We start from the raw sequence: 26,121 nt of genomic DNA, 5'->3' as shown, positions 1-26,121 counted from the left end.
GCCGCGATGTCGGCGCAGAGCATTAGCGTGGGGGACATGTCGATCGCTCCGTCTCTGCGTGCAGAAGAGGCGGACGCGGTGCAGAGCGAGATCATCTCATTGCCTGCCGGCGCATCGGGTGTCGTCGGGGGAGCTCCCGGCACCGGCAAGACGGCGACGATCGTTGCGCGCGCCGCGACGCTGGTCGCCTCGGGCACGTCGCCGGACCGCATCCTCGTCCTCACGCCGACGCGACCGGCCGCGACGGCGCTTCGCGACCAGGTCGCGGTGGCGGTCGGGGCGGCCACCACAGGTGCGCTCGTCAGGTCGGTCGCCGCCTTCGCCTATCAGGTGGTCCGCGCCGTGTCGGTGCATCGACGGGCCGAGACGCCCCAGCTGTTGACGGGGCCGGACGAGGACCGACTGATCGAGGATCTCCTGGCGGGCGACGCCGAGGACGAGCGCGACGGCATCCATCGGTGGCCTGCCTCGCTCCCGGCCGAGGTCAGGGCGACCCGCGGTTTCCGCGCCGAGGTGCGCGCCTTCCTCGCCGAGATGACGAGCCTCGGACTGACCGCGGCGGAGCTCTCCCGCCGCGCCCGACGCGACGACGTCGAGGTGTGGGGGTCCATGGCGTCGTTCGCGCGGGAGTATCACGACGTCCGGTCGCGGATGCGGGGCGCGCACCGTGATGCGGCCGGTCTCGTGCGCGAAGCTGCGGAGCTCCTCGCCGACATCCCCGTCGGTGCGCCGGAGTGGGGTGCGCTGTCCGATCTCGAGGTCGTGATGGTCGACGACGCGCAGGAGCTGACGGCCGGCGGGATCGAGGTTCTCGAGGCCCTGCGTCGGCGAGGAGTGTCCGTGCTCGCCTTCGGCGATCCCGACGTCGGCTCGGGAGCGTTCCGCGGCGCGACGCCGCAGAACTTCGCCCGCCTCTCCGCGTCGGGCCCGGTCTATGTGCTCGGGCGACCGCACCGGGGGACGCCGCCGCAGCGCGACCTCGTGGCCGAGGTCACCTCGCGCATCGGCGCGGGTGGTGTGGTCGCGCATCGACAGCGGCCCACCGGCGCTGACCCTGATGGTTCCGTCGCTGTCTTCACGTTGCGCTCGGTCGCCGAGGAGTACGACACGATCGCGCGGCTGCTGCGGGAGCGTCACGTCTACGACGGCGTCCCGTGGGGAGAGTGCGCGGTCATCGCGCATGACACTCGTCAGGTGGCGGCGCTCGAAGACGAGCTCGCGGCGCGCGACGTGCCGACCGGTGTCACGGGCCCCGCGCGAACACTGGCGTCTTCGGCCACCGTGCGGGACCTGCTGCGCATGGTGGACATCGCCGCGACCGACCCCGACACGTGGGATCTCGATACGGTGCACGACGCTCTGCGCGCGGCCGGGATGGACATCGTCGAGGCACGACGGCTGCGCTCGGCGCTGCGTCACGCCGCCGTCCGCCGTGACGGAGAGGACGCGGCGACGGCGGCGGTACTGCTGGTGTCCGCCCTGCGGCACCCCCTGGAGTTCGAACTCATCGACACACGAGAGGGTCGCCGCGCGGCACGCGTCGCCGACACTCTGGTCCAGCTCGGCGCGGGACTGCGGGACGGGGCCACGGCGCATGAGCTGTTGTGGACGGCATGGGAACGCTCGGGGCGCGAGCGGCATCTGGTCGAAGCGGCGCGCGGCAGCGGCGTTCTGGCCGATCAGGCCGGTCGCGACCTCGACTCGGTCGTCGATCTGTTCCAGTCCGCGAAGCGGCACGGGGAGCGCGCCGACGGCACCTCTCCGATCGACTTCATCCGGGGGGTACTCCACTCCGACGTGGCCGAGGACCGGCTGAGCGTTGCAGCGCGCGACGGTGTCGTGCGCGTCATGACGCCCGCGGGGGCGCTTGCGACCGAGTTCGACACCGTCGTGGTCGCCGGGCTGCAGGACGGCGTCTGGCCCAATCTCCGCGTTCGCGGGGGGCTCCTGGAGACGTGGCGACTCGGGGCGGTCGAGGGCGTGACGGCCGACACGCTCGACCGTCGGCGCGACGTGCTCCACGATGAGTTGCGTCTCTTCGCACGCGCGATCTCGCGAGCGCGTTCCCACCTCGTGATCACGGCGGTCGACGACGACGACAACGGACCGAGCGTCCTGTTCGAGCTTCTTCCTTCGCCCTCGCCCGTGCCGGCGTCGGCCGATCACCCGCTGTCCTTGCGGGGTCTCGTGGCCGAGCATCGACGGACACTCACGGCGCTCCACGCCGCAGAGGCGGACAAGGCGCATGCCGCAGCCCAGCTCGTGCTCCTCGCGGAAGCCGGGGTCCCGGGCGCGGATCCCTCATCCTGGTACGGCATGGCCGGGCCCTCCTCGACGAGTCCTCTGTTCGATCTGGAGGTCGAGCAGGCCCGCCTCTCGCCCTCCAAGCTCCAGTCGATCGAGGACTGCCAGCTCAACTGGGTGATCGGTGAGCTCGGTGGCGACGGTGGTGGGGTGGTCGCCGGGGTGGGGACGCTCATCCATGCGGCGCTCGAGACCGCCGACGGACATGACGAAGAGTCGCTGTGGACCGCCGTGGAGCGCCGGTGGGGGGAGCTGGAGTTCGACGCCGACTGGATCGAACGCACAGAGCGGTCGCGTGCGCGTGACCTCATCTCCCGCCTGGCCCGCTATCTGCGTGATGTCGAGTCCGACGGCGTGCAGCTGGTCAGCGCCGAACCGCGATTCGAGTGCGAGGTTCCCGTCGAAGGCCTCGCCCGCCCGGCCATCCTCAGCGGCACGATCGACCGTGTCGAGCTCGCCCGCGACGGGTCGGTGGTGATCGTGGATCTCAAGACGGGTCGCAGTGAGTCGACGGGTCCGCGTGCGGCGATCGCCAATCCGCAGTTGAGCGCCTACCAGCTCGCGGTGGAGTCGGGAGCCATCGCAGCGGTGTCCGGACGGCCCTCCGGCGGCGCGAAGCTGCTGGTCCTCAAGCCGACGCGGGGAGCTCCCTACGCCACGCCGACGCAGCCACCCTTCGACGAGGAGACCCGCGCGGCGTTCCTCGCCCGTGTCCGCGACGCGGTGGAGGTGGTGGGGGGATCGCAGTTCCTGGCTCCCTACGAAGCGCACTGTCGCGACGACCACACCTTCGGACTGTGCCGTATCCACACCGTCGGCGCGGTGAGCGCCTCATGACGACCGCCGACGAACTGCTCGGGGTTCCCGAGTCCTCGTCCGCGCCCTCCCGGAGGCTGATCGGACCGCACGCCCTCGCGGCAGCGCTGGGGCAGTTCCCGCCGACCGACGAGCAGGCCGCAGTGATCGCCGCGCCGCTCACGCCGACGCTCGTGGTGGCCGGAGCCGGAAGCGGAAAGACCGAGACGATGGCGGGCCGGGTGGTCTGGCTGGTGGCGAACGGGCTCGTCCGCCGTGACCAGGTACTGGGGCTGACCTTCACCCGCAAAGCCGCGGGCGAGCTTGCCGAGCGCATCCAGAACCGCCTGGAGCGGTTGGCCGAGTTCGAGGCGCATGGTCTTCTGGATCGGTTGGAGGAGCTGCACCGCGCCGGCGCGCTCGACACCTTCCGCGTGCTCCAGCAGCGCGGGGCGTCCTCAGCCGAGCGACGTGCCGCCCTGCGGGCTCTCGGCGGGGAAAGCGGCCCCTCATCGTTGCCGGGCGATGTGATCCTCCATCGTCCGACGATCGCCACCTACAACGCGTTCGCCGACGGCATCGTGCGGGAGAACGCGATCCTGCTCGGCCGTGATGCGGACGCGGCTGTGCTGACCGAGTCGGCCGCGTGGCTCCTCATGCGTCGGGTCGTGCACGAGAGCGACGACCCCCGCCTGGAGACGGTGGAGTACCGACCGAGCACCATCATCGACGCCGCTCTCCAACTGGCACGCGACGCCGTCGACAACCTCGTCGACCTCGATGAGCTTGCGGCGTTCGCCGCGGACTTCTCCGATGTGCTGGAGCGGCCTTCGCGTGACAAGCGGACCACGGTCTACGCCGAGGTGCGAACCGCGGCGGCGCGGGTGGGGGGCCTCGATGTGCTGAGCGACCTCGCCCGTCGCTACGACGAGCAGAAGCGGCGCGCGGGCCTCATCGACTTCTCCGACCAGGTCGCGGGAGCACTGCGGGCCGTTCGTGCTCATCCTGGCATCGGCGCGTCGATGCGCGACCGCTTCCGGGTCGTGCTCCTCGACGAGTACCAGGACACCTCGGTCGTGCAGACCGACCTGCTCGCTGCTCTCTTCGCCGGCACGCCGGTGATGGCGGTCGGTGATCCGCATCAGTCGATCTACGGGTGGCGCGGCGCCAGCGCGGGCAACCTCGGCGGTTTCGCTCGCGCCTTCGCGGGAGGGGGGCCCGGTGACGGCGCCTCGGCCGCCGAGTACAGCCTCCTCACGAGCTGGCGCAACAGTGCGCGAGTGCTGGAGGCGGCCAACGCGATCCTCGCCCCGCTCGCCGAGACCGCGCCGGTTCCGGTCGGCCGACTGCGCGTGCGGCCGGGTGCCCCCGAGGGGGCGGTGGAGATCGCATTCGATCCGGACATCGACGCCGAGGCCGACCGTGTGGCGGGCTGGTTCGCGGGCGTGCGTGACGCGCGTGCAGCGCGCGGTGAGACGACCTCCGGGGCCCTGCTCTTTCGCGCCAAGAAGCACATGGTCCGCTTTGCCGACGCGCTCGCCCGGCGCGGCATCCCGCATCGGATCCTCGGCCTCGGGGGGCTGCTCAGCACGCCCGAAGTCGTGGACGTCGTGGCCGCCCTCCGGGTGATCAGCGATCCACAGGCGGGCTCTTCCTTGTTGCGGCTCCTCGCTGGCCCGCGATGGGAGCTGGGACTTGCCGATCTTCGCGCGCTCGCCGCGCTCGCGCGGCGGCTCACGCGTCACGACGCATCGCTCCAGGCGCTGGAGCCGCATGTGGTCGATCACCTCCGCCTATCGGGCGGAGAGGCGGGGTCGCTCGTCGATGCGCTCGACTTCCTCGCCCGCCAGAAACCCGACCACGGCTGGCTGAGCGGCTTCACACCCGAGGGCCTGGGTCGCCTGCGCGAGGCGGGCGCGGTGTTCGAAGGCTTGCGCCGCGCATCGACGCTCCCCGTCCCCGAACTCGTGCGCCTGATCGAGTCGGAGTTGCGTCTGGACATCGAGCTCGCAGCGAACGAGGCCCGCGGCCGGGCGCGCACCGCCGGCGATCAACTGCGCGCGTTCGTGGACGAAGTACAGAGCTTCCTCCAGACCGAGGAGAGCGGCTCCCTTCCGGCGCTGCTCGCGTGGCTCGACCGCGCCGAGCGGATCGACGAGTTCGCGCCGCGGACCGAACCGCCCGAGCCCGACGTCGTGCAGCTGTTGACGGTCCACGGGTCCAAGGGACTGGAATGGGACGCCGTCGCCGTCGTGCGGATGGTCACCGACGAGCTGCCCGCCAAGCCTCGCGACGGCCTGGGCTGGGTACGCTTCGGCGTCCTTCCCTATGACTTCCGCGGAGATCGGGAGTGGTTGCCCCGCCTGCGATGGCGGCGCGAAGACGCTCCGGCGCAGCAGGACCTGCGTGACGCGCTGGGGGCGTTCCGCACCGATGTCGCACGCCGCCAGCTCGACGAGGAACGCCGTCTCGCCTACGTCGCCGTCACCCGAGCGCGGGAGCACCTTCTCCTGAGTGGTTCGTCGTGGTCGGGAACCCTTGGGCCGCGCGATCCCAGCACGTTCCTGCGCGAAGCGGCGGAGGCGCTCGGTGAGCCGATGGGGGAGATCGAACCGGGCGAGAACCCCTATCAGGACGTCCGCCGGCTCTTGGCGTGGCCGCTGGATCCCCTCGGCATCCGTCGTACCCGAGTGGAGGAGGCCGCCGCCCGCGTGCGGAGGGCGGCCGAGGCGCGACGAGCAGAGCCCTCGCGCGACCTGCGCTTGCTCCTTGCCGAGCGCGAGGAGCGTTCGCGACGAACGTCACCGCGCGCGCCCACCCGGATCCCCGCGTCGCGCTTCAAGGACTTCGCCATCGACTACGCCGCGGCGGCCGCAGCCGCGGCGCGTCCTCTCCCGGAACGGCCCTACCGGCAGACGCGCGTGGGCACGCTGTTCCACGCCTGGGTGGAGCAGCGTTCGGGGGTCAGTGGGCTCGGTCCCTCGACAGATGACGGCCTGTGGGAGGAGGCGAGCGATCCGGCGGAGGATGCGGGTGCGGATCAGCGCACTCTCGACGAGCTCAAGCAACGCTTCCTCGCCTCCGAGTGGGCGCCGTTGCAGCCGATCGCCGTGGAGACGGAGATCGACTTCACCGCTGACGACCTGTTCCCCGAGGAGGCAGGCAGCGGCCGGCCGCACGTCGTGATCTGCAAACTGGACGCCGTGTACGAACGTGACGGTCGCATCGAGATCGTCGATTGGAAGACCGGCCGACCGCCGGGGACACCGCGGGAGCGTCGGGAACGGATGTTCCAGGTGGAACTGTACCGGCGGGCCTATCACGCGAAGTTCGGAACGCCGCTGGACCAGATCGACGTCGTCCTGTTCTACGTCGCGGACGGGGTCGTCCTCCGCGGGTGAGTCAGGCGCTCTCCGTCCACCGGCGAAGGGCGTTCCGAGCTGCCTCGTCGATGTCCTCGTCTCGCGGCTCGACGTCGTGTACGGATGGGTGCGTGTCGCCGCCGGCGGTCGCGCCAGCACTGCTCGTGCCGGCATCTGCCCACCCTTCCCACTCGAGGGGAGCGGTCTCTTCGTCGGCAGAGGTGCGTGCGGCAGGCTCTGCGTCGTCCGCCGTGTACTCGCCGAGCGCCTCTGCGTCGTAGGTGTCGGTCTGCATCGAGGTGTCGACGGCTGCGGTGTCGGAGGCGACGCGCCCGAGGGCGGCGATCGCGTCGTCGACCGTGATCGAGTCCTGTGCCAGCGGCGGGGCATCCCGCACGCTCTCGTCGAGAGCGTGCAACAGCCCGACCGCGTCGGCGACGACCGATTCGGCGCCGGCTTCGTGCCCTTGGACGAGCCACGCCGCGAACTCGAGCTCGGCGTGCAGCCGGGCCCGTTCCCACAGTGCGGCATCGGGCGCGTGCGACGCGGCGTCGGTGTAGGCGTCGAGCACCGCAGTCCGCGCGTCGGGCGCGGAAGCCAGCCAGCGCAGATCCTTCGCCGGGTCGCCCACGCTCAGTCCACCCCAGTGAAGGAGCCCGGTGACCCGGGGTACTCCCTCCGCGTCGTCCTCGAAGAGGAATGATGCGGGGTCGACGCCGCCGGCGGTCACGGTGCTCTCGAAGCGCCAGAGGGCGTCGGAGCCCAGCGCCGTGCTCCAGCGGCGGAGAAGCCCGAACGGGAGGAGTCCGGTCGCCTCGCAGCGGTCGAGGAGGCGCTCCGCCTCGTCGCGCACCTGAGCCGCCGTCAGCAGCGGAAGGCCCGCATCCCGCACGATCGACGCGGGCAACGCGTGGACGGCGGCGATCGCGGTGCCGAGGGCAGATGCGACGCCTGGACCGGATGGCACGTGTGCTGCATCGACGCGGTACCCGGGGGACCAGGTCTGGACGACAGCGTTGCGTCCGCCGACCGAGGTCTCACCCACGACGAAGGGGGCGTGGAACGGCAGGACGCTGCGAACGCCCTGCGTGAGGGCGCCCAGAGCGCGCGCGTCGCTGCGAAGGTCGTTCTCGGCTCCGGCATCGACCGGTACTCGGATGACGACCTTCGCGCCGTCGTGCAGAGTGGCCACGGCGGAGTCGTATCTTCCGCCCGCACCCTCCGACAGTGCGGCGACGCCGACGACCACCGCACCGGGCAGGGCCGAGGTCACCGACGCGGCTAGAGTGAGAGGTGAGCGTGCCATGCCCCCAGGGTAGGCGGGGCACGTCCGGGCGCTACGGCGCCACGCCCGCAAGAGAGGTCCTCGATGACGCCTCAGGACACACCTCAGCCGCCCGCTCTCTCGCGCGCGGCCCTCGACCGTGCCGCCGAGGAACGGGAGGACCCGACTCTCGTCCCGCGGCTGCGGGCAGACGCGGAGACTCGGGTCGTCGTCGTCAGCGGTGACCGCACTCCGGTCACCGCTGACCTGCGCCTGCGGACCTTCAGCCCGACCGAGGTGACGGCGGTGTCAGACTGGGCCTTCCTCGGGCGCGACACGGCAGGCCGCGCCCTACTCGTCGCCCCGTGCGAGGAGCCGGAGGCCGCCGCTCTTCCCGCACAGGAGTGGGCGTCGCTGCGCGAGATCGGCGCAGCGCTTCCGGGGGAGGACGCGGCAGCGCTCGTGGCTGCCGTCGCGCTCGGGCGCTGGCTGCGCGACGCACCGTTCTGCTCCCACTGCGGCGCGCGCACGGTGGTGCGTGCCTCCGGCTGGGCGAGATCGTGCCCCGCGTGCGGACGTGAGCACTTCCCGCGTACCGATCCCGCCGTCATCGTCGCGGTCTCCGACGCCGGGGGTGACCGGATTCTCCTGGGGCAGAACGCTCAGTGGCGCAGTCGAAACGTGTACTCGACCTTCGCCGGATTCGTCGAGGCCGGCGAGTCCCTGGAGGCGGCGATCGTGCGGGAGATCGAGGAGGAGGCGGGGGTCCGCGTCTCAGACATCCGATACCGCGGATCACAGCCCTGGCCCTATCCGAGATCGCTCATGATCGGCTTCCACGCGACGGTCAACGATGCGTCGGTGGCGCGTCCCGACGGGGACGAGATCGTCGATGTGCGCTGGTTCACGCGCGCCGAGATCGCCTCTGCTCTCGACGGTCGGGCGGACTTCGTCCTGCCCGGGGAGACCTCGATCGCACGCCGCCTGATCACGGATTGGGCCGCGGCGTGAGCGAAGACGCCCTGGCCGGACTCGACGACGCACAACGGGAGGCGGCGAGTGTGCTCCGCGGTCCCGTGTGCGTGCTGGCGGGCGCCGGAACCGGGAAGACCCGGGTCATCACTCACCGCATCGCCCACGGCGTGGACACGGGCGCCTACTCGCCCTCCCGAGTGATGGCGGTCACATTCACCGCCAAAGCCGCCGGCGAGATGCGGGGCCGTCTGCGGCGTCTCGGTGTGCCCGGGGTGTCAGCCCGGACGTTCCACGCCGCCGCTCTGGCGCAGGTCAACCATTTCTGGCCCCAGGTCGCCGGCGACACCGCGCCGACGATCGTGTCCGGCAAGGTCCGCCTCCTCGGACAGGCTGCAGACGGGCTGCGTCTCCGCCTGGACGGTGCGACGCTCCGGGACATCGCCGGCTACATCGAGTGGCGGAAGGTCACGATGCGCTCGATCGAGCAGGCCGCGCGCGAGCGGCCGAGATCGATCGGCGGTGTCGGCCCCGACGCGCTCGCGGAGCTGCAGCGGGAGTACGAGAAGCTCAAGGACGAGCGTCGGCAGCTCGACTTCGAAGACGTCCTCCTGGCCTGCGCCGGGATGCTCGAGTCGGAGCCACGCGTCGCTGCGCAGGTGCGCGAGCAGTACCGTCACTTCACGGTCGACGAGTTCCAGGACGTCTCGCCGCTGCAGTACCGGCTTCTCGAGCTGTGGGTGGGGGACCGGCGGGATCTGTGCGTGGTCGGAGATGCGAGTCAGACGATCTACTCCTTCGCCGGTGCGGACCCGTCCTACCTCCTCGACTTCGAGGCGCGCCACCCTGACGCCCGTCTGGTGCGGCTGGAGCGCAACTATCGATCCGCCCCCGCCGTTCTCGATGTCGCCAACGCGCTCATGCGCGGCCGGCCCGGGGCCCTTCGCCTGCAGAGTGCGGCGGGCCAGGACGGTGTGCGGTCGTCGGAGCCGTCTGCGCCCCGGGAGTACGCGTACTCCGACGATGCCGCGGAGGCATCTGGCGTTGCCGAGCGGATCGCTCGTCAATTGTCGGCCGGCGTCGCACCGCACGACATCGCGGTGCTCTATCGCGCGAACGCGCAGTCCGCGCCCCTGCTGTCGGCGCTGGCCGCGGCGGGGATACCGGCGACCGTGCTCGGGGGAACGCGCTTTTTCGATCTCCCCGAGGTGCGTCAAGCGCTGATGGCGCTGCGGGGCGCCGCCGTCGCGCCGATGGAGACCGGTTTCGTCCCCGCCGTCCGCGACGTGCTGCGCTCGCTCGGGCATACCGACGAGGCGCCGCCCGCCGGAGGAGCGTTACGGGAGACCTGGGAGGCGCGCGCGGCGCTGCTCCGTCTGGCCGAGGAAGCGCCGGCGGACATGACACTGCGACGTTTCGCGGACGAGCTGCACGCGCGCGCGAAGGATCAGCACGAGCCGTCGCTGCGGACGGTCACCCTGGCCACCCTGCACGCGGCGAAAGGTCTCGAGTGGGACCACGTGCACATCGTGGGGCTCGCCGAGGGGCTGCTTCCGATCTCGTACGCGACGGGGCTGGAGCAGATCGACGAAGAGCGACGGCTCGCCTACGTGGGAATCACGCGGGCCGCGCGAACCCTCGCTCTGTCCTGGGCTGGCGGGAGCGGAGGGCGGGAACGTCAGCGGTCGCGTTTCCTTCAGGAGATCGGCACAGACACGTTGCGTGCGGGTGATGCGCGCGCCACCGGCGACGCACGCTCGCGGCGCTGACCGCGACCGAGACCCCCGGACGCACGGCGCCGCGAAGGAACCGGCCGGCGAGTGTGGCAGCATCCACGAGAACTGCGCGCGACGTCGGCGGTGCGGGGCGTCCCAACAGCTGACTCACCAGCAGGGGCCACTGCGGGTCGCGATCGCGATGATGCGCGGCGATGCACGACAGGCATGCGGTGAGGCCGGGAAGGATGAGGGGGCCGACGATCGCTCTCGCTCCGGCGAGGACGATCGGCAGGTGCGGTACCCCATCGGCCATCAGCCTCGCGGCGTGCCCGGGTTCGACGAGGTGGTGGGCGACGATGACGAGCGGGGCGCGGCTGGTGTCCGGCCAGCGGCGGACGTCGGTGACGTCGACTCCGCAACCGTCGAGTGTCTCGTGGAAGAGGTCCGCATCTCCGGCCGGAAAGTCGGGCGGAAGCTCCAAGCTGGCCGGTCGATCCTCACCACGGTCCTGGGTCAAGGCCGGCTGAATCGCCCGCACGAACTCCTCCGCGTCGGACGGAGACGCCCCGAAACTGCTCGCGAGGCCGACGAGCCTCCCCTCCGGGACCCCGCTCTCCAGCGCGGCGAGCACGCGCTCCTGCCACGGTGCGACGTCGTGCAGGCGAGCCACGTCGTCGACGCCGAACTGCAGGTCGGAGGGCGTTCGCCACAGGGGCGGATGGGAGGGATCGAGCCGGAGCATGCGCTCGATTCTCGTGCGCGGCGGGGGCGCCGGTGATGCGCTGTCCACAAGCCGCCGGGCCGCGGCCGCTCAGACCGGCCGCGGACCCTCCGGCGGCAGCTCGTCGTCGGCGCCGGCGTCGGGACGGTCGTCGGTGGCTTCGGCCAGCAAGGCGTCCAGCGCGTCGTCCATCGCATCCCGCTCGGGAGTCTCGCCGCGCTGTCGCGCCTGCAGGCGTTCCACGAGCGCAGCCGGGTCATCGATGTCGCCTGCCGTGGGCATCAGATCGGGGTAGTCCCACAGCGAGTCGCGCGCCGTCGCGCCCACCGCGTCGGTGACAGCGCGCCACATCGCCGCCGCTTCCCGCAGACGCCTGGGGCGCAGCTCGAGTCCCACGAGGGATCCCATGGCGCGCTCGGCGGGGCCGCCCACGGCGCGCCGGCGACGCACGGCCTCGGCGATCCGCGGCGCGTCGGGGAGGCGGTGAGTGGCGTCGGCCGTGACGACATCCACCCAGCCCTCGATCGTCGCCAGCAGGTTCTCCAGACGAGACAATGCGGCGACCTGGGCCTCGGACCGTGTATCGAGGAGGGCTCCGCTCTGCAGCGCGTCGCGGAGCTCCTCGGGGGATGACGGGTCGAAGCGCGTCGCCATGTCCTCCAGCGCATCGGTGTCGACCCGCAGCCCGCGTGCGAACTCCGTCACCTGCGAGATCACGTGCAGGCGCAGCCAGCGAGCATGACGGAACAGCCGGGCGTGAGCGAGCTCACGCGTCGCGACGTAGAGGGCGAGCTGATCCTCATCGATCTCGAGATCCCTCCCGAAATCGGCGAAGTTCTGGGGGAGGAGTGCGGCCTCGCCGTCGGGCATCAGCGGGATCCCGACGTCGCCCCCCGAGATGACCTCGAGCGAGAGGGCGCCGACCACCGAACCGAGCTGCGCGGCGAACAGTGAACCGCCCACCGTCCGCATGACGCGTCCCGCGCTCGCCGCGGCGGCGCGCATCTCGTCGGGCAGCTGCGTTCCGATCGCCTCTGTCAGCGCGTCGGCGATCGAGGTGGCCACCGGCTCGGCAAGCTCCTGCCACACGGGAAGCGTGGACTCGACCCATTGCCCGCGCGTGACGGCGCGGGCGGGCGAGGGGAGCTCGGAGATCGCGGTCGCCTCGCTCAGCCAGAGGGTGGCCAGAGACACGGCGCGGTCGAAGTCTGCACGGACTCCGCTGTCGATGGCGTGACTGTCCTTGTTGGCGAGATGGAGCGCTTGTGTGCGCGCGGCCGACCAGTCGATCGACCCGTCCCCTCCCGCGGCGAACGCGCCCTGGAGCTGCCGCATCATCTGCTGCACCATCGCGGGATCGAGACCGAGCCCTCGCAACTGCTCCAGCTGCTCCGGATCCAGCCCCGCGAGGCCTCCTTGGCCCCCCAGCAGATTGCGGAGCATCTCGGCGAAGTCCTCGGGTTCGGGGCGGTCGTCGTCGCTCATGTCAGGGGCCTTTCAGCAGGATGATGACATCGCGTTCTACGCTAGTCGCACGCGTTCACGCCCCGTCCGGCGCGAGCCCGTCTCGTGTACGCCGGTCGCGAACGTCCGGCCAGGAAGGTCGTTGTGGCACTGTTCGAAGACCGCGACGTGGTCGCGCCCGCCCCCCGTCGTCGGCTGCCGCGCTCGGCGGTGGCCGGTATCTGGGCGGTCACGGTCGCCCTGGCGGCCCTTCTCGCGCTGACCGTGCTGCCGACCTCGTTCGTGATCCAGCAGGCCGGCCCCGTCTTCAACACTCTCGGAACGGCTCAGAACGCGGACAAAGAGGAAGTCCCGCTCATCTCGATCAAGGGCGCGGAGACGTATCCGACGGCGGGATCGCTCGATCTCCTCACCGTGCAGGTGGTCGGCAATCGCGAGCGCACTCCCTCGTGGTTCGAACTCGCCACCGCGTGGTTCGATCCCTCTCGCGCGGTGATCCCGATCGATCAGGTCTTCCCGGCAGGGGAGACCACGGAGCAGCGAAACGAGCAGAGCGCCGCGATGATGGTCGACTCGCAGAAGGAGGCGACGGCGGCGGCGTTGACGTCCCTCGGATACGACGTGAAGCCCGTGGTCCGGGTCTACGCCCTCACCGACGATTCCCCGTCCGAGGGCCTTCTGGAGCCCGACGACGTGATCCGTCGGGCCGACGGCAAAGAGATCACCGACGTCTCGGAGCTCCGCAAGGCGATCAACGACGCCGCCGGTGCTCCCGTCGCCTTGGATGTGGATCGAGACGGGAAGGCGGTCTCGGTGAAGGTCACGCCCGCCCACGCGAACGTGGACGGGGAGACCTCGTGGGTCGTCGGCATCACCGCGATGCACGACTACACCTTTCCCATCGACGTCACGATCCAGCTCGACAACGTCGGGGGACCGAGCGCCGGAATGATGTTCGCCCTCGGGATCATCGACACGCTCACGGAGGGGGAGCTCAACGGCGGGCTCGATGTCGCGGGCACCGGCACGATCGATGCGGCCGGTACCGTCGGCCCCATCGGCGGGATCCGCCAGAAGATGTACGGGGCGGTGCGAGCGGGAGCCGACTACTTCCTGGCCCCCGAGAAGAACTGCGGCGAGGTCGTCGGGCACGTGCCCTCCGGACTGCGGGTCTTTTCGGTCGCCACCCTTGACGACTCCCTCGCCGTGTTGTCGGCACTGCGCGATAACGGCGACCTGGACGCGCTCCCCACCTGTCGCTCCTGACGGCCTGGGGCGGCCACGGTGACCGCCGATCCACGGCGCTCACCCAGACGGCCCCCGCTTAGGATGGAGGGGTGACCACGACCTCAGCGCCGAACCAGGCCACGCCCAGTCCCCTCCGCCGAGCGATCGGCATCACGCTCGCGGTGATCGCCGCGCTCGTGGTGGCCTTCTTCACCTTCGCGAGCCTGTTCGCCGATTGGCTCTGGTACGAACAGCTCGGCTTCGACGGGGTGCTCGTCACGCAGTGGACTGCGCGGGTCGTCATGTTCCTCGTCGGATTCGCCGCGATGGCCGTTCCGGTGTTCGTCGCCATCCAGCTCGCCTACCGGCTACGCCCGGTCTACGCGCGTCTGAGTTCGCAGCTCGACCACTACCAGGAGGTCGTGGAGCCGCTGCGTCGGCTCGCCATGTGGGGCATTCCGGTCTTCTTCGGCGCGTTCGCAGGCTTCGCCGCCTCCGCACAGTGGGAGACGGCGTGGCTGTGGATGAACCGCGTTCCCACGGGTGACCTCGATCCCCAGTTCGGGCTGGACACGAGCTTCTATCTGTTCGAGCTCCCCTTCTACGGCTCGGTCGTCGGGTTCGCCTCCGCCGTGCTCCTGGTGTGCCTCGCCGTGACCGTGATCGTGGCGTACCTCTACGGTGCGATGCGGGTCGGCCAGCGCGAGCTGCGGATCTCCAAGTCGGCCCGCATCCAGCTCGCCGTCATCGCCGGCCTCTACCTCGCCGTGCAGGCGGTCAGCCTGTGGCTCGACCGCTACAAGACGCTGCTGTCGGAGGGCGACCGCATCACCGGCGCCGGCTACACCGACGTGCACGCGATCATCCCTGGCCTCACGATCCTCGCGGTCGTGGCGGCGATCGTGGCGGCCCTGTTCTTCGTCACCGCGGTGATCGGACGCTGGCGCTTCCCGCTCATCGCGACCGCGCTGCTGATCGTCTCATCGCTCGTCGTGGGCGTCGCCTATCCCTGGTTCGTCAACCAGTTCCAGGTGGTGCCGAACCAGGAGCGGCTGGAGAGCACGTACTACCAGCGCAACATCGACGCCACCAAGAAGGCGTACGGCATCAACGACCTGGAGAAGATCGACTACAACGCGGTGACGACCGCCGAGTCCGGGCAGCTGCGCGCCGACGCCGAGACCACGGCGTCGATCCGCATCATGGACCCGGCCATCATTCCGCCCACGGTGCGTCAGCTCGAGCAGTACCGCTCCTACTACAAGTTCGCCGATCCGCTGGACGTCGACCGCTACGAGATCGACGGCAAGACGCAGGACGCGGTCGTCTCGGTGCGCGAGCTCGACCTGCCGCAGCTCGGTCAGGCGGCGTCCTGGTACAACACCACGCTCGTCTACACGCACGGGTACGGCATGGTGGCGGCGAAAGGCAACGACCGGACGGCGGACGGCAACCCCGTCTTCATCGAGCGCGGCATCCCGACGTCGGGACAGCTGACCACCGAGGAGAAGTACGAGCCTCGTGTGTACTTCGGCGAGTCGTCGCCGACCTACTCGATCGTCGGCGCCCCGGAAGGCACTGACGACATCGAGCTGGACTACCCCCGCGGCACCGAGGACGGCGCGGCACAGACCAAGACCACCTTCACGGGTGACGGCGGGCCGGACATCGGGAACATCTTCAACCGGCTCATCTATGCGCTGAAGTTCCAGTCGACCGACATCCTCTTCTCGGACGCGGTCAACGAGAAGTCGCAGATCCTCTACGACCGTGACCCGCTCACGCGCGTGCAGAAGGCGGCGCCGTACCTCGAGCTCGACAACGACCCGTACCCGAGTGTCGTGGACGGGCGCATCGTGTGGATCGTCGACGGCTACACGCTGAGCGCCAACTATCCGTATTCGTCGATCGTGAGCCTGCGTCAGGCGATCAGCGACTCGACGACGAACGTGTCCCGGCTTGCGCTGGACAACGTCAACTACATCCGCAACTCGGTCAAGGCCACCGTCGATGCCTACGACGGCTCGGTCACGCTGTACGCGTGGGACGAGACCGACCCGCTGCTGAAGGCGTGGCAGAAGGTCTACCCGAACACGCTGCGGCCGATCTCGGACATGTCGGCACAGCTCATGAGCCACGTGCGCTACCCGAGCGACCTGTTCAAGGTGCAGCGGGCGATGCTCGGCACGTATCACGTTGACGACGCCGCGTCGTTCTACGCTCGCGACAACGCGTGGAAGACCCCCAACGACCCGGTCTCCAAGAACGACGTCCTCCAGCCGCCGTACTACCTCACGATGCAGATGCCCGGCCAAGACGAGCCGACGTACTCGATGTTCAGCTCCTTCATCCCTGCCTCCGAGGGCACGGGTGCGCGGAACGTCCTCATGGGATACCTGGGAGTGGACGCCGACGCCGGAAACCAGAAGGGCGTGCGCGGGGAGGGCTACGGCAAGCTCCGCATGCTCGAGATCAGCGCCGACCAACCGGTCCCCGGGCCCGGTCAGGTCCAGAGCCGCTTCAACTCCGACGAAACCATCTCCTCGCAGATCAACGTTCTCAAGATCGGCCAGTCCGAAGTCCTCAACGGTAACCTGCTGACACTCCCCGTCGGTGGTGGCTTCCTGTACGTGCAGCCGGTGTTCGTCCAGCCGGCCAGTGGGACACAGCTCCCGGCCCTCCGGAAGATCCTCGTCGCGTTCGGTGACGAGCTGGCCTTCGAAGACACCCTGCAGGAGGCGCTCGACTCCCTCTTCCAGGGTGATTCAGGGGCCAGCACCGGCGACGGCGACGTCACTCCGACGCCCAATCCGAGCCCCTCGCCTGGAGCGACCGAGACGCCCGGCGGGAGTACCCCCGGTGGCACCGACACCAACGTGGCCTACCAGGCGGCGCTCAACGATGCCCGACAGGCGATGCTCGACCGCGATGCGGCGCTCAAAGCGGGCGACCTCACGAAGTTCGCCGAGGCGGACGCGCGACTCACGAAGGCCGTCGAGACGCTTCTGGAGCTCAGCCCGAGCCAGGGCTGATCGCGTGGTTCGTGTGGGCCCGACCGCGGGCAGGCCGACACGAACCACCACCAGATCGCCAAGAGCGTCGTTCCGAAGCCGGCGATCTGGTTGAGCCACAGGAAGCGGTTCCACCCTGCTGTCGCCTGCGTGCAGTCTTGATCGCGCAAGCTCCGTGATGGCCACGCGTTCACGATGTAGGGGACGACGAGCACGGCCGCAAGGGGTCCGGGCCAGGCTGTGGCGAGAAGGGCGACCCCGGCCAGCACATAGGCTGCCAGAGCGATCCGGACCGTGGTCCGGGCGCCCAGGACGGTCGCGATGGAGGCGATCCCGGCCTCCCGATCGGCGATGATGTCCTGCACGGCCCCGAAGGCATGTGAGGCGATGCCCCAGAGCGCGAAGGCGACGAGGACGAGCACGAGGCCGCTGGTCCACGTCGCGTTCGCGAGGACGAGCCCGAAGACGGCCGGGGAGAAGAAGTGGATGCTGCTGGTCACAGAATCGGCGAACGGGCGCTCCTTCAGACGCAGCGGCGGCGCGGAGTAGAAGACGACGAAGAACAGGCTCAGCGCAAGGACGAGCGTCGACAGGGGCGATCCCCAGACGACGAGCAGCACCACGAACGGCGCAAGGCTCACGGCGGAAGCCCAGAGGGTGATGCGGTGGAAGCGTCGATCGAGGACCGAGCCGTGGGTCCCGCCCTTACGCGGATTGCGCAGGTCTGACTCGTAGTCGAAGACATCGTTGATCCCGTACATCGCGAGGTTGTAGGGGATCAAGAAGAAGAGCGTTCCGACGACGAGGGGCAGGTCGATCTGCCGAGCGGTGAGGAGGTAGGTCAGAGCGAAGGGGTAGGCCGTGTTGATCCAGCTCACCGGGCGGGAGGCGACGAACAGCTGCACGAGGATCTGCGTCATTCGGGTCGTCTTTCGGGCAGGAGGGCGAACACGGCGGGGACGAGGAAGGCGGCACAGACCGGGTAGGCGAAGTCCTCGATGGGTGCGAGTCCGATGCGGACACCGCTGATGAGCTCCTCCGGGTAGGTGAACAACCCCGCGGCGATCATCAGGTTGTCGAAGACGGCGGTCAACACGACGAGTACCGCCGCCGCGATGCCGGAGGCGAGAAGACGCTGCCGAGCGCCCGGTCTCCGCCCCGACCACGCGGTGACCGCGAGGGTCACGATCAGGAACGGCACGACGATGACGGGATAGCTCACGGCGCGCGCCTGTCATCGGTGCGCGGCGGAGGTGCGGTGTTCCCGTCGATGCCTCGGTGACGACGGAGGCGCCGGAGAGCTGCGTGCCAGACGACGAGCCCGAGATAGCAGAGGAACGCGAGGAAGACGGGCTCTTCGACGGGCAGATGCGGGGCGAGGTCCCAGCCAAGGAGGAGGGGGCTGGAGCCCTTGACGAACACGCCCGAGGCGATCCCGACGGCGTCCCACGCGAGGAAGAACACGGTTCCCACGGCAACGGTGATCGCCGTTCGTGCGCGGGCGGCGGGGAAGGCGAGGCGAAAGCGGACATCGAGCGCCGCGACGCCCGCGACGGAGAGCAGGAGGAAGAGGAGGTAGAGCCCGGGCATCTCAGCGCCGTGGTGCCAGTGGGGCGGCGATGCGGCCCGCGCCACGTTCCCCGCGCACACGCTTCAGGACGAGCTCGGCCGAGATGAGACACATCGGGAGTCCGATGCCCGGGAGCACTGAGCACCCGGCGTAGAGGAGGTTCTTCACCTTCTTGGAGGCGTTGCGGGGCCGGAAGACCGCGCTCTGACCCAGGGTGTGGGCAAGGCCCAGGGAGCTTCCGCGCCAGATGCCGAGGTCGGCTTCGAAGTCGGCGGGCATGATGGTCCGTCGCACCCGGATGCGCTCGGCGAGGTCGGGTGTCGCCGTCCACGCTGCGATCTGGGCGATCACGCGGTCGGCCAGCGCCTCGACGCGTGCGTCGCCCGATCGATCCTCGCCGCCTCGACCCAGGGAAGGGTCGGCGGGGATCGGCACCAGGACGAAGAGGTTCTCCGCGCCAGGGGGCGCGACGCTGGGGTCCGTCGCCGACGGGCGGCAGACGTAGAGCGAGGCCGGATCGGGAACCCGGGTCTCCTTGCCGAAGATCGCGCCGAAGTTCTCGTGCCAGTCCTCGGCGAACAGGAGCGTGTGGTGCGGTAGCCGGGGGAGTTCTCCGTCGACCCCGAGGAGGAGCAGGAGCGCACCGGGACTCGGCGTTCTCCGCCGCCACCAGCGTTCCGGATAGGAGCGCAGCGCAGGAGGCAGGAGACGGGTCTCGGTGTGGTGGAGGTCGGCACCCGACACCACGAGGTCGGCCGCATGGACCGTGCCGTCGGCGAGTCGGACGCCGGTGGCCCGGCCCTCCTCGACGAGGATCTCCTGGACGGCGCTGGAGGTTCGCACCTCCACTCCTCGTTCCCGCGCGAGTCTCTCGATCGCGCGGATGAGCTCGGTGAAGCCTCCCTGCGGGTACAGGACGCCGTCGTCGAGGTCGAGGTGACTCATGAGGTGGTAAAGACTCGGAGCACGGTAGGGCGACGCTCCCAGGAAGACCGCGGGGTAACCGAGGATCTGACGAAGCAGCGGATCGCGGAACGATCGAGCCGCGTGCCGGGCCAACGGGCGCAGCAGAAGCGGGACGAGCTCGGGGAGGCGCCGCAGCACACGACGGTCTCGAAGCCCTTCCGTGGTCTCGTAGGTGTCGTAGAGGAAGCGTGACACGGCGAGGTCGTAGGCGTCGGCGGCGGAGTCGAGGTAGGCGTCCAGTCTGGCGCCGGCGCCCGGCTCCCGCGACTCGAAGAGCGCTCGCGCATGGTCCCTGCCCGAGACGACGTCGACGGGCTCCGCAGGCCCCGCGGCTGTGGGTTCGCCGTACACGCGGTAGGCGGGATCGAGGCGGACGAGGTCGAGTTGCTCCTGGACGGTGGTTCCGAGGAGAGCGAAGAAGTGCTCGAAGACCTCGGGCATGAGGTACCAACTCGGACCGGTGTCGAACCGGAACCCGTCGCGCTCCCACGATCCTGCGCGTCCGCCGACCTCGTCTCGGGCCTCGAACACCGTGACCGTCGCGCCGTCCTGAGCGAGGAGCGCGGCGGTCGCGAGCCCGGCGATGCCGCCACCGACCACCGCGACCGTGTCGTTCATGATGTGCTCCGAGGGGAGAGGCGAATGAGGGAGCGTGCCGCGATCTGCGCCTTGACGCGCCCGGGGACGCTCACGCGGGTGTCGGGGTCGGCGGTCTGTAGTCGCTGGGCGAGCTCGGCGAACAGGCCGTGGGCCACGGTGACCGCCCGGCGACAGTCGCGGGGGAGACGGGGGATCACCGCCGCGGCGGCATCCAGGTCACCGCGAATGCGTTCGAGGACGCCTTCTCGGGTGTTCTCGCCCGTGGACAGTCCCAGATAGTCGCGGCCGAGGCGCTCCGCGTCGTCGGAGCGGTCGCGGAGGAAGTTGATGTCCTGGAAGGCCGCCCCGAGTCGGCGGGCGCCGTCGACGAGCTCTGGAGCGGGTGCGGCCGGGCGCCGGGAGCCGGCGTTCACGAAGATCTGCAGGCACATGAGGCCGATGACTTCCGCCGATCCATAGACGTACGCATCGTGAGAGGCCCCGTCGTGGAGTGAGGTGTCGAGATCGGTGCGCATCGACGCGAAGAACGGGACGATGAGGTCCGCGCCGATCCCGCACGCCCGTGCCGTGAGGGCGAACGCGTGCACGACGAGGTTCGTGCTGAACCCGTCCGCGACGGCGTGCAGGGTTTCTGCCTCCAGGGCATCCAGCATCGCGCGTTGCTGCTCAACAGCCACTCCGGCCGCGTCGGCCGTCCCGTCGACGACCTCATCGGCGATGCGGACGAGGGCGTAGACGCAGCGGACGTCCTGCCGGGTGCGCGTGCCCAGCAGGCGGCAGGCCAGAGCGAACGAGGTCGAGTAGGCGCCGATCACGACCGAGGCGGCCTCCCGCGCGCAGCGGTCGTAGAGGGTGGCGGCGCTCACGGGATCCGTGCCTCGATGGCGACGGCCAGGCGTTCGAGCAGATCGACCGCTGCCGCGGGGAGCGCCGGCGAACTCGCGTGCAGTCTCGCCCGGGCGAGGCTCTCCGACACCATGCGTTCCAGTTCACCGCGTGCGCCGCTGGCCTCGATCGCCTGCTGCGCGCGTCTGACGGCGATCGGTCCGGTGTGGGCGACCGCCAGGGCCGAGCTGACCCGCGGCCACTGGGGCGTCTCCCGGGCGAGCGCGATCAGAGGCGTGCGTTTGGACTCACGGAGATCCGCGCCCGGTTCGCGCCCCGCCTGCCGCCGAGTCCCGAACGTGCCGATGAGGTCGTCAACGAGTTGGAAGGCCAGGCCGAGCTCGGCGGCCGCTTCTGCGAGTGGTGCGTGGGAGGGCGCGCCGGCGAGAATCGCTCCCGCGCGCAGCGGGGCGCGGAACGAGTAGACCGCGGTCTTGTCGTGCGCAGCCGCGAGGAGGGCGTGGGCGTCGGGATAATCCGCACGCGACGCGTGCTCCGCGTCGGCGAGCTCGCCCACCGCGGAGACGAGTACCGCCTCGTCCAGCACATCCGTGAGCGCCGCGCGGGTGGCCTCGTCGACGGGCGCGGCGGCGATGATCCTCGCGGCCTCGAACAGCAGCAGGTCTCCGGCGAGCACCGACGCGGCGTCGGCGACGATCCGCGCCCCCCGCTCGTCAGCGCCCGCGGACATCGCGCGGGCGTGGAATCTTCCTGCCACGTTCGGCATCCCCCGTCGTTCGACGTCGCGATCGATGAGGTCGTCGTGGATGAGGAACGCGGTGTGCAGGATCTCGAAAGCCGCGGCGACCTGCCACAGCGACGGAACGTCCGACTCCGCCCCACCGAAAGCCCTGAACGCGGCCACGACCAGGGCAGGGCGGAATCGTTTACCGTCGGCCGTCGCGGCGGTCAACGCTTCGCCCAGAGCGTGAGCGCCCTCTCCGAGTGTGGCTGTCCGGGCGCGGAGCCTGTCGACGGACTGGTCGATCGCAGCATCGATCGCCGATCGCTGGTCGGGGGTGAGATCGATCACGAAGCCCTCTTGCGGGCGTCGCCGTCCTCGAACAGTCCCAGCTGCTCGGCCTGCAGCACGAGCCACGGGCTGAAGGCCCAGGGGGTCGCTGCGATCCCCGCGCCCAGCGCTTCCGGCGCCACCCAGCGCGCCTCCGCGACCTCGCGCGGGTTGAGGTCGGGCTCGTCATCGGTGACCGCGAGGTAGACGGGGCAGACCTCGTGCTCGACCACACCACTCGCGTCCACGGCACGGTAACGGAAGAGGGGGAGGGCCAGCCGAACGTCGCGCAGCACGAGCCCCAGTTCATGCTCCGCGCGACGATGAACGGCGGCGATCACGGGTTCGGCGGGGCGCGGATGGCCGCAGAACGAGTTGCTCCACACCCCCGGCCACGTACCCTTGTCGAGTGCTCTGCGTGTGACGAGTGTCTCTCCGCGGCGGTTGTACACGTGGCACGAGAAAGCGAGATGGAGCGCGGTGTCGGTGCCGTGCACACTCGATTTAGGAGCGGTACCGATCTCTTGGCCGTCGTCATCGAGGAGCACGACGAGATCGGTCACAGTCATGTCATCTCCTTATTGCTAGTTTAACTAGCGATTTTCAGCGATACTACATAAGTGACGAGAGGGTGTCCACATGGTTGACCAGCGCTGGGTTCCGCAGAACCCCCGTGAGGAACTGGTCCTCGATGTGATGCGCTCCCTGCGTGCCTTCTCCGACGCGATGGACCACATGCACGGCGGCATCCGCGGGGAGATGGACATGAATGCCAGCGACTTGGCGGCCCTGCGCATGCTCATCGTGCGCGAAGGTCGAGGAGAGCTCGTCTCGCCCCACGACATCGCCCGGCACCTCGCGATCTCGACGGCCTCGACGACCAAGCTGCTGGACCGGTTGACCGCCAGCGGTCACCTCGTGCGGCAGCCGCATCCGCACGACGGCCGTTCCCGCGTCGTGGTCCTGTCCGAGGGTGCGCGAGTGGACTTCTACCGCCACTTCGGTGAGCGCATGAGGCGGATGCGCGAAGCGATGGTGAGCTACACCGACGACGAACTCCGGACGATCGCTCGGTTCCTCGGAGACATGGAACTCGTGGTGGGGGACTCCTCCTCGCGGGATCGCGCAGAGGTCTGACGCGACGAGGGCGTGACCGCCCCGCGCGCGCCGGGAACGCGAAGAAGGCGCCCCGTGGAGGGACGCCTTCTTCTCTTTGTTGCGGGGACAGGATTTGAACCTGCGACCTCTGGGTTATGAGCCCAGCGAGCTACCGAGCTGCTCCACCCCGCGGCACAAGAAGATAGCCTAGCACGCTCTGGGGCAGGGGGCGAATCGGCGCGGATTCTTGCCTCGGCCAGACGCGGCGCAGGAGGATGAAGGCATGACGGAAGCGGCGATCAGAGGCGATGCGGCGGACGCTCGTCCCGGTGATGGACGTGCCGAGACGGTCAACGAGCGTGCCGACCGCAACTGGAACGAGGTACTGCAGGAGCTTCGCGTCCTGCAGACGGGCACCCAGATCCTCACGGGGTTCCTCCTGGCTCTCGCCTTCCAACCCGCCTTCGCCGATCTGAACCATCGCCAGCGCGTCTTCTACCTCGTCCTTGTCGTCCTCGCCGCCCTCAGCGCGATCGTCGCGCTCGCTCCCGTCGCTCTGCATCGCATGCTGTTTCGACGTGGCGCGAAACCCATGATCGTCGCCTTCGGACACGCGGCGCTGATCACCGCGCTCTTCACGGTCTCGCTCATGATGATGGGCGTCGTCGCGTTCGTCTTCGACGTGGTCGTGGGCTCGGGCGCCGCCTGGATCTCCGGCGGTGCCCTGGGCGTGGTCATCGGCATACTGTGGATCGTCGTGCCCGGGTTGATGGCGGCGGCTCGCGAATCGGCGGGCGCGCCGTGACCGCGTCGGTGGGGGTGGCGGTCGGACAATTCGCACCGTCGGCCGACCGCGGAGCCAATCTCGAGACCATCGGCGATCTCGCCCAGCGCGCGACCGAGCGCGGAGCCCACCTTCTCGTGCTCCCGGAGTACTCGAGCTACTTCGTGGATCCGTTCGATGGGTCACTCGCCGAGAACGCCGAACCGCTCGACGGGCCCTTCGTCACTGCGCTCACCGGTCTCGCCGGCGAGTATGGCCTCACCATCGTGGCGGGGCTCCTCGAGCAGGCCGGGCAGGGGAGGGTGCGCAACACCGTCGTCGCCGTCGACTCCCACGGCCTTCGCGCCCGCTACCGGAAGCTGCATCTCTTCGACGCCTTCGGACAGCGCGAGTCAGACTGGATCGAGCCGGGAGATCTGGAGGCGCCGCAGACCTTCGAGGTCGCCGGCGTGGTCTGCGGCCTGCTGACCTGTTACGACCTCCGCTTCCCGGAGGTGGGGCGGCTGCTGGCCGATGCCGGAGTCGAGCTCGCTCTCGTGCCGGCGCAGTGGGTGAGGGGGCCGTTGAAGGAGCATCAGTGGCGGACGCTCCTGCACGCGCGGGCCATCGAGAACACGTTCTTCGTGGCGGCGGCCGACCATCCGCCGCCACTGGGCGTCGGCGCCTCCATGATCGTCGATCCCCTCGGCGTCGAGGTCGCCGGTGTCGGCACCGCGACCGAGGTCGCCGTCGCTCATCTGGATCCTGCAGCCGTGCCGCGAGTGCGGCGCATCAACCCTGCACTTGCCCTGCGACGGTTCGCGGTGATCCCGAGGGGGAGCGAGACCGCGGGTTCGCACGAGTGATGCACGGCGCGCGCCGAGCTACGGGCGCGCGATCGCAGCCAGCCGTTCTGACGCGTCGGCAATGACGTCGAGGCGTTTGCACGCCGCGAAGCGCACGAGCGTGGAGTAGTCGTCGCGGTGCTCGGCCGTGACGAACGCCGTCACGGGGATCGCCACGACCCCCGCAGCGTCCGGAAGCCACCGGCACAGGTCGTCCGCGTCCCTTCGTCCGTGCGCCTTGCAGAGCTCCCGGGCATCGGCAACCGTGAAGTAGCCGGCCTGCGGCGCGATCACGGAGAACCCCGCGGCGTCGAGTCCCGTGGACAAGAGGGCGTGCTTGTCGTGGAGGGTCGCCGCCGCGCCGAGGAAGAACTCGTCGGGGAGGCGCAGTCCGACGGCGACCGCCGGCTGGAAGGGCGCGCCGTTGACGTACGTGAGCCACTGCTTCACGGCGATGACGGCGTCGATGAGATGCGCCGGGCCGGTGATCCAGCCGACCTTCCACCCGGTGACCGAGAACGTCTTGCCGGCGGAGGAGATCGACAGGGTACGCTCGCGCGCGCCCTCCAGGGTGGCCAGTGGCACGTGAGGGGAGCCGAAGACGAGGTGCTCGTACACTTCGTCGGTCACGATGATCGCGTCGTGCTTCTCCGCCAGGCGGACGATCTCGTCACGCACGTCGGTACCGAAGGTCGTTCCGGTGGGATTGTGGGGGTCGTTGACGAGGATGAGGCGAGTTCGATCCGTGACCGCGCGCCGCAGCTCCTCGACGTCCGGCTGAAAGAGAGGTGGCCGCAGTGGGACGGGCACAGGCGTCGCGCCGGCGAGGGCGATGAGTGCGGCGTAAGCGTCATAGGTCGGCTCGAAGACGACGACCTCGTCGCCGGGACCGTCGATGAGCCCGAGGAGGGTCGCGGCGAGGGCCTCCGTGGCGCCGGCCGTGATCAGCACTTCGCGATCGGGATCGACCGCGAGCCCGTAGAAGCGGCTCTGGTGTTCCGACACCGCCTGGCGGAGATCGGGTTCGCCGCGCCCAGGCGGATATTGGTTCCGCCCGGTCGAGATCGCCTCTCGCGCCGCGTCGAGCACCTCGGCGGGACCGTCTTCGTCCGGGAAGCCCTGCCCCAGGTTGATCGCGCCGGTCTGAACGGCGAGGGCGCTCATCTCGGCGAAGATCGTCGGCGCGCTCGTGCCGTCAGGCGCCAGGAGCCCCGCTCCCCGCGCGGCCCGCTGCCAGGCTCCGCGCGGTGGCGGCGTCGACGGAATGCGCTGCACCGGGTCAGGGTACACGCATAGGCTGATCGAGGCCTCGCCATAAGGAACGCACAGCATCGCGGGTCAAGCTGAGGGTGTCTCGAAAGGAACCGCCATGAGCACTTCATCACCGGAAGACCACACCCCCGTCCCCGACGCCGGGTCGTTCCCGAACGGTGCGAGCGACGCGGCATCCGACACCGCCGCCTCTCACACCGAGTCCGCGACCGCCGCGCCCGAACCTGCCCCTGCGGCACCCGAGCCCGCCGCGGCGGCGCCCGGAGCCGCCG

18 protein-coding genes, 1 tRNA gene and 1 pseudogene are annotated in these 26,121 nt (G+C 70.0%); 9 read left to right on the top strand and 11 right to left on the bottom strand.

What is annotated here, in order from left to right; translation table 11 throughout:
* Window positions 1-36 precede the first annotated feature (36 nt).
* Both QM591_RS12485 and QM591_RS12480 read left to right on the top strand, forming a co-directional pair.
* On the top strand, window positions 37-3,141 hold the full coding sequence (locus QM591_RS12485) for an ATP-dependent helicase (protein ID WP_415132715.1): 3,105 nt from the start codon (window positions 37-39) through the stop codon (window positions 3,139-3,141).
* Window positions 3,138-6,500: an ATP-dependent DNA helicase gene (locus tag QM591_RS12480; RefSeq protein WP_415132714.1), complete on the top strand. Its 3,363-nt coding sequence runs from the start codon at window positions 3,138-3,140 to the stop codon at window positions 6,498-6,500. Before QM591_RS12485 ends, QM591_RS12480 begins: the two co-directional genes overlap by 4 nt.
* A 1-nt stretch (window position 6,501) precedes the next feature.
* Here the strand turns inward: QM591_RS12480 and QM591_RS12475 are convergent, their stop codons facing one another.
* The gene (locus QM591_RS12475) at window positions 6,502-7,767 is read right to left on the bottom strand and encodes an aminoglycoside phosphotransferase (protein ID WP_415132713.1); all 1,266 of its coding nucleotides are present in this window, start codon (window positions 7,765-7,767) and stop codon (window positions 6,502-6,504) included.
* 63 nt (window positions 7,768-7,830) lie between these two features.
* On the opposite strand from QM591_RS12475, the gene nudC reads away from it, so the two are divergent.
* Window positions 7,831-8,736 carry an NAD(+) diphosphatase gene (gene nudC / locus QM591_RS12470; protein WP_415132712.1) on the top strand — a complete coding sequence of 302 codons (906 nt, stop codon included), beginning with the start codon at window positions 7,831-7,833 and terminating at the stop codon, window positions 8,734-8,736.
* Window positions 8,733-10,466 (top strand): ATP-dependent helicase, encoded by a 1,734-nt coding sequence (locus tag QM591_RS12465; RefSeq protein ID WP_415132711.1) that lies wholly within the window; start codon window positions 8,733-8,735, stop codon window positions 10,464-10,466. Before nudC ends, QM591_RS12465 begins: the two co-directional genes overlap by 4 nt.
* Before the next feature lie 760 nt (window positions 10,467-11,226).
* Here the strand turns inward: QM591_RS12465 and QM591_RS12460 are convergent.
* Window positions 11,227-12,621 (bottom strand): zinc-dependent metalloprotease, encoded by a 1,395-nt coding sequence (locus QM591_RS12460; RefSeq protein ID WP_415132710.1) that lies wholly within the window; start codon window positions 12,619-12,621, stop codon window positions 11,227-11,229.
* A gap of 123 nt (window positions 12,622-12,744) precedes the next feature.
* Between QM591_RS12460 and QM591_RS12455 the strand changes: the two genes are divergently transcribed.
* Window positions 12,745-13,866, top strand: a complete 1,122-nt coding sequence (locus QM591_RS12455; protein ID WP_415132709.1) for a PDZ domain-containing protein — start codon at window positions 12,745-12,747, stop codon at window positions 13,864-13,866.
* 71 nt (window positions 13,867-13,937) lie between these two features.
* Window positions 13,938-16,859 carry a UPF0182 family protein gene (locus tag QM591_RS12450; RefSeq protein ID WP_415132708.1) on the top strand — a complete coding sequence of 974 codons (2,922 nt, stop codon included), beginning with the start codon at window positions 13,938-13,940 and terminating at the stop codon, window positions 16,857-16,859.
* 47 nt (window positions 16,860-16,906) lie between these two features.
* Here the strand turns inward: QM591_RS12450 and QM591_RS12445 are convergent.
* The 7 genes and pseudogenes from QM591_RS12445 to idi form a co-directional block, all read right to left on the bottom strand.
* A pseudogene (locus QM591_RS12445) lies at window positions 16,907-17,758 on the bottom strand (prenyltransferase); the annotation flags it as partial.
* A complete protein-coding gene (locus QM591_RS12440; RefSeq protein ID WP_415132707.1) occupies window positions 17,755-18,060 on the bottom strand; it encodes a lycopene cyclase domain-containing protein in 306 nt (101 codons plus the stop codon). The gene QM591_RS12440 and the pseudogene QM591_RS12445, both read right to left, overlap by 4 nt.
* On the bottom strand, window positions 18,057-18,428 hold the full coding sequence (locus QM591_RS12435; protein WP_415132706.1) for a lycopene cyclase domain-containing protein: 372 nt from the start codon (window positions 18,426-18,428) through the stop codon (window positions 18,057-18,059). The genes QM591_RS12440 and QM591_RS12435 overlap by 4 nt, the downstream gene beginning before the upstream one ends.
* Window position 18,429: 1 nt before the next feature.
* Window positions 18,430-19,992 (bottom strand): phytoene desaturase family protein, encoded by a 1,563-nt coding sequence (crtI, locus tag QM591_RS12430; RefSeq protein ID WP_415132705.1) that lies wholly within the window; start codon window positions 19,990-19,992, stop codon window positions 18,430-18,432.
* Complete coding sequence (locus QM591_RS12425; RefSeq protein WP_415132704.1) at window positions 19,989-20,840, bottom strand: phytoene/squalene synthase family protein; 852 nt, start codon at window positions 20,838-20,840, stop codon at window positions 19,989-19,991. Before QM591_RS12425 ends, crtI begins: the two co-directional genes overlap by 4 nt.
* A complete protein-coding gene (locus QM591_RS12420; protein WP_415132703.1) occupies window positions 20,837-21,892 on the bottom strand; it encodes a polyprenyl synthetase family protein in 1,056 nt (351 codons plus the stop codon). The genes QM591_RS12425 and QM591_RS12420 overlap by 4 nt, the downstream gene beginning before the upstream one ends.
* Window positions 21,889-22,440 (bottom strand): isopentenyl-diphosphate Delta-isomerase, encoded by a 552-nt coding sequence (gene idi / locus QM591_RS12415; protein ID WP_415132702.1) that lies wholly within the window; start codon window positions 22,438-22,440, stop codon window positions 21,889-21,891. The genes QM591_RS12420 and idi overlap by 4 nt, the downstream gene beginning before the upstream one ends.
* Before the next feature lie 70 nt (window positions 22,441-22,510).
* On the opposite strand from idi, the gene QM591_RS12410 reads away from it, so the two are divergent.
* Window positions 22,511-23,008: a MarR family winged helix-turn-helix transcriptional regulator gene (locus tag QM591_RS12410; RefSeq protein ID WP_415132701.1), complete on the top strand. Its 498-nt coding sequence runs from the start codon at window positions 22,511-22,513 to the stop codon at window positions 23,006-23,008.
* 79 nt (window positions 23,009-23,087) lie between these two features.
* Here the strand turns inward: QM591_RS12410 and QM591_RS12405 are convergent.
* A tRNA-Met gene (locus tag QM591_RS12405) sits at window positions 23,088-23,161 on the bottom strand.
* Between the two features lie 91 nt (window positions 23,162-23,252).
* Between QM591_RS12405 and QM591_RS12400 the strand changes: the two genes are divergently transcribed.
* Window positions 23,253-23,774, top strand: a complete 522-nt coding sequence (locus QM591_RS12400) for a DUF6328 family protein (RefSeq protein WP_415132700.1) — start codon at window positions 23,253-23,255, stop codon at window positions 23,772-23,774.
* A complete protein-coding gene (locus QM591_RS12395) occupies window positions 23,771-24,598 on the top strand; it encodes a carbon-nitrogen hydrolase family protein (protein WP_415132699.1) in 828 nt (275 codons plus the stop codon). Before QM591_RS12400 ends, QM591_RS12395 begins: the two co-directional genes overlap by 4 nt.
* A gap of 18 nt (window positions 24,599-24,616) precedes the next feature.
* On the opposite strand, the gene QM591_RS12390 is transcribed toward QM591_RS12395, so the two are convergent.
* Window positions 24,617-25,852, bottom strand: coding sequence for an aminotransferase class I/II-fold pyridoxal phosphate-dependent enzyme (locus QM591_RS12390; RefSeq protein ID WP_415132698.1), 1,236 nt, complete (start codon window positions 25,850-25,852; stop codon window positions 24,617-24,619).
* Window positions 25,853-26,121: the final 269 nt, after the last annotated feature.

Origin of the sequence: Microbacterium sp. (genome assembly GCF_047607225.1) — a bacterium.
In the GTDB taxonomy this organism is placed as follows: domain Bacteria; phylum Actinomycetota; class Actinomycetes; order Actinomycetales; family Microbacteriaceae; genus Microbacterium.
The sequence above is the reverse complement of the archived record's forward strand: the minus strand, read 5'-3'. Positions and strand labels throughout refer to the sequence as shown.